The organism is Rhodococcus sp. EPR-147 (assembly GCF_001647185.1).
GTDB lineage: Bacteria > Actinomycetota > Actinomycetes > Mycobacteriales > Mycobacteriaceae > Rhodococcoides.
The window spans coordinates 1-2643 of record NZ_LVCU01000388.1 but is presented as its reverse complement, the minus strand read 5'-3'; the positions used below and the strand labels follow the sequence as shown (position 1 = coordinate 2643).

Genomic DNA, 2643 nt, shown 5'->3' with positions numbered 1-2643 from the left:
ATCGGAAGATCTCTCCACAGCCCGCGTTCGCGATACGTCCGGGCGAGGTCGATGTCCGGCGGCCGAGTCGGCAACATGGTCGGCTCCTGCCCTAGTCCCTCAGTTTTCTGACAATCACTACAGTAACTAAGCTATCAAACTATGTATAGAGTTAGCCCGCATCACACCGAGAACAACGATGTCAGGTCATAGACATGACAGCTGAGGAGAGCACCGCTCCGCGGGTGCGGTCGCCCAAGGTCTCCGCGAGGATCGCCAACATCATCGCGGACCGGATCCTCGACGGGGGCGTCGTGGAGGGGGAGCGGTTGCCCACGGAAAAAGACATGATGGCCGAGCACGGTGTTGCTCGGACCACGGTCCGTGAAGCGCTGCGGTTGCTCGAAAGCCGTGATCTGGTCACCATCAAGTCGGGGATCGGCGGCGGCCCTGTGGTCAAGCGACCGAGGCTCGAATCGCTCGGCAACACCATGAAGCTGTTCCTGCAGTTGGACGGGGCCAACATCAGCGATGTCATAGATGCCCGTCTGATGCTCGAGCCCATCATCGCTCGCGAGGCCGCGACGAATGTGAGCGACGAGCAGATACAGCACATGCAGAGTGCTCTCGACCGAATGCGTGAGGACCCTGGTGATTACGGAAATTTCCAGGAGAACAATGCAGAGTTCCAGCGGGGGGTGTACGACGCGGCCGGAAATCCGGTCCTGAACATCCTGATGGAAACTCTCTGGTTGTTGGTACGTGACGCCGAACCGAACGAGCATCCTCTCGCGACGCGGCTTGCGGCTATCGAGATGCAGCAGGACGTTCTCGACGCGCTGAGCTTGCGCGATCCCGACGCTGCTGCGGCCACGATGAGCGCGTTCGTCGGCGAATCGGCGAAGTACTACCGCCGCCGCCTGCGGGCCATCATTTCCCGTCCGGTTCGGTGGCAGATGTAGATCGCGAGGTGGTGTCGGAGCGGATCTCGTCGCTGACTCCATCGAGCTGACGGTGTGAGTCGGCGCAGTGCTCGGTTTCCAGTGCTCACTCGATGTGCTCTCCGTCCAGTCGGCTTTCGACAGTGCCGCTGGACGCTCGGAGTGGACCGACGCCGGTGAAGAGAACCGACGCTCCTGCCGTCAGAAGCTCGGGAAGGCTGTTGTTCTCGTCGATCAGCCAATGCTCGTACGCCGAGATCGCCACCCCCAAGAGCATCCATCCGACAGTGCGCGGAAGATGGTCGCCGGGGTCGGAGTTCGTCCGTGCTGCCACGTATTCGGCGATGACCTGACGCCAGCCCTCGTACATCACCATCGAGTAGCTCTGCAGTGCTGGATTTCCCAGGATCAGTGCCATGCGCTGACGGTGTACGGCGGCTTCTTCCTTGGGAAATGTGTTGAACTGCAACAGGGCCGAGTGCAGTCCGTCCGCGAGTCCGACACTGCCGGGCAGGTCGTTCAGATGCGTCCTCAATGCCGTGAGTTGAGCGTCGAAATCGCCCCAGGGAACTGCGTTCTTGGACGGGAAGTAGCGAAAGAACGTGCGCCTCGCGATGCCCGCAGCATCGGCTATGTCGTCGACGCTGGTCTCCTCGAATCCCTTGGCGGCGAACAGTTCGATTCCGAGATCGCTCAGCTCGCCCCGCGTTGTGGACGGGCGCCTACCTGGCTGACTGGACGGTTTTGCGCTCCTGACCATTTTCTTCTTTCCATTCTCTGGTTTTCTGCACTCAGTGTCATTATGTTGGTGACCCAAGCCACTGTCGACTCCGATTGTGGTCCGAACAACCTCAGGAGGTTTCCGATGTCGAAGAACAACGAGAACGCTGTAGTCGATACGGCAGTCGTCGACTCCGATCTGGTCGAAGAGTCGTTGGTCGAGGAAGTATCCATCGACGGCATGTGCGGCGTGTACTGATCATGACCACTGCGGTGCGCGAGGACCTCGACGAGTTGGACCTGGATGTGCGGTGGATTCTGCATCCGCAGGTGGCGTTGCGGCCGGAGTCGTTCGGGGCGCTGCTCTACCACTTCGGAACTCGCAAGCTCTCGTTCCTGAAGAACCGCACGATCGTGGCGATCATCGAATCGCTGCCCGACCACCCGGATATGCGGTCGGCGATCGCGGCTGCGGGAATCACCGAGTCGCAGTCGGCACCGTACGTCACGGCACTCGCGACGCTGGCCCGCTCGAACATGATCACTCGCCCGTAAAGCCCTGACCTATCGCAGAAGAGGACTTCCGCCCATGACCTCCACCCTCGAAAGACCAGCTCCGGTAGGAAAACTGGTCGATCAATTCGAACTCGGACTCGACGCCCCCATCTGTCTGACGTGGGAGTTGACGTACGCCTGCAACCTTTCCTGCGTGCACTGCCTGTCCTCGTCGGGTCGCCGTGACCCGCGCGAACTCAGTACCGAGCAGTGCAAGTCGATCATCGACGAGCTGCAGAAGATGCAGGTGTTCTACGTCAACATCGGTGGCGGTGAGCCGACGGTGCGGTCGGACTTCTGGGAGCTCGTCGACTATGCGACTGCGCATCAGGTGGGGGTGAAGTTCTCCACCAACGGGGTCAAGATCGACAAGAAGGTCGCGGCGCGTTTGGCTGCGTCGGATTACGTGGATGTGCAGATCTCCATCGACGGCGCGACGGCAGAGGTC

Annotated in this window: 5 protein-coding genes; 4 read left to right on the top strand and 1 reads right to left on the bottom strand. The window is 60.7% G+C overall.

From position 1 onward, the window contains the following. Nucleotides 1–194 precede the first annotated feature (194 nt). Complete coding sequence (locus A2J02_RS17275) at nucleotides 195–941, top strand: FadR/GntR family transcriptional regulator (protein ID WP_068051527.1); 747 nt, start codon at nucleotides 195–197, stop codon at nucleotides 939–941. Between the two features lie 85 nt (nucleotides 942–1026). On the opposite strand, the gene mftR is transcribed toward A2J02_RS17275, so the two are convergent. Then, a complete protein-coding gene (gene mftR / locus A2J02_RS17270; protein WP_068051525.1) occupies nucleotides 1027–1680 on the bottom strand; it encodes a mycofactocin system transcriptional regulator in 654 nt (217 codons plus the stop codon). A gap of 105 nt (nucleotides 1681–1785) precedes the next feature. Between mftR and mftA the strand changes: the two genes are divergently transcribed. The 3 genes from mftA to A2J02_RS17255 form a co-directional block, all read left to right on the top strand. Then, nucleotides 1786–1899 carry a mycofactocin precursor MftA gene (gene mftA / locus A2J02_RS17265; RefSeq protein ID WP_068051523.1) on the top strand — a complete coding sequence of 38 codons (114 nt, stop codon included), beginning with the start codon at nucleotides 1786–1788 and terminating at the stop codon, nucleotides 1897–1899. 2 nt (nucleotides 1900–1901) lie between these two features. Next, nucleotides 1902–2195: a mycofactocin biosynthesis chaperone MftB gene (gene mftB / locus A2J02_RS17260; protein WP_068051521.1), complete on the top strand. Its 294-nt coding sequence runs from the start codon at nucleotides 1902–1904 to the stop codon at nucleotides 2193–2195. Nucleotides 2196–2229: 34 nt separating this feature from the next. After that, nucleotides 2230–2643, top strand: a 414-nt coding sequence (locus tag A2J02_RS17255; RefSeq protein ID WP_156516268.1) for a radical SAM protein, incomplete at its 3' end; no start/stop codon positions are given.

Coding starts and splice junctions, on each gene's coding strand:
- mftB (WP_068051521.1), top strand. CDS start 1,902: ATGACCACTGCGGTGCGCGAGGACCTCGACGAGTTGGACCTGGATGTG.
- A2J02_RS17275 (WP_068051527.1), top strand. CDS start 195: ATGACAGCTGAGGAGAGCACCGCTCCGCGGGTGCGGTCGCCCAAGGTC.
- mftA (WP_068051523.1), top strand. CDS start 1,786: ATGTCGAAGAACAACGAGAACGCTGTAGTCGATACGGCAGTCGTCGAC.
- mftR (WP_068051525.1), bottom strand. CDS start 1,680: ATGGTCAGGAGCGCAAAACCGTCCAGTCAGCCAGGTAGGCGCCCGTCC.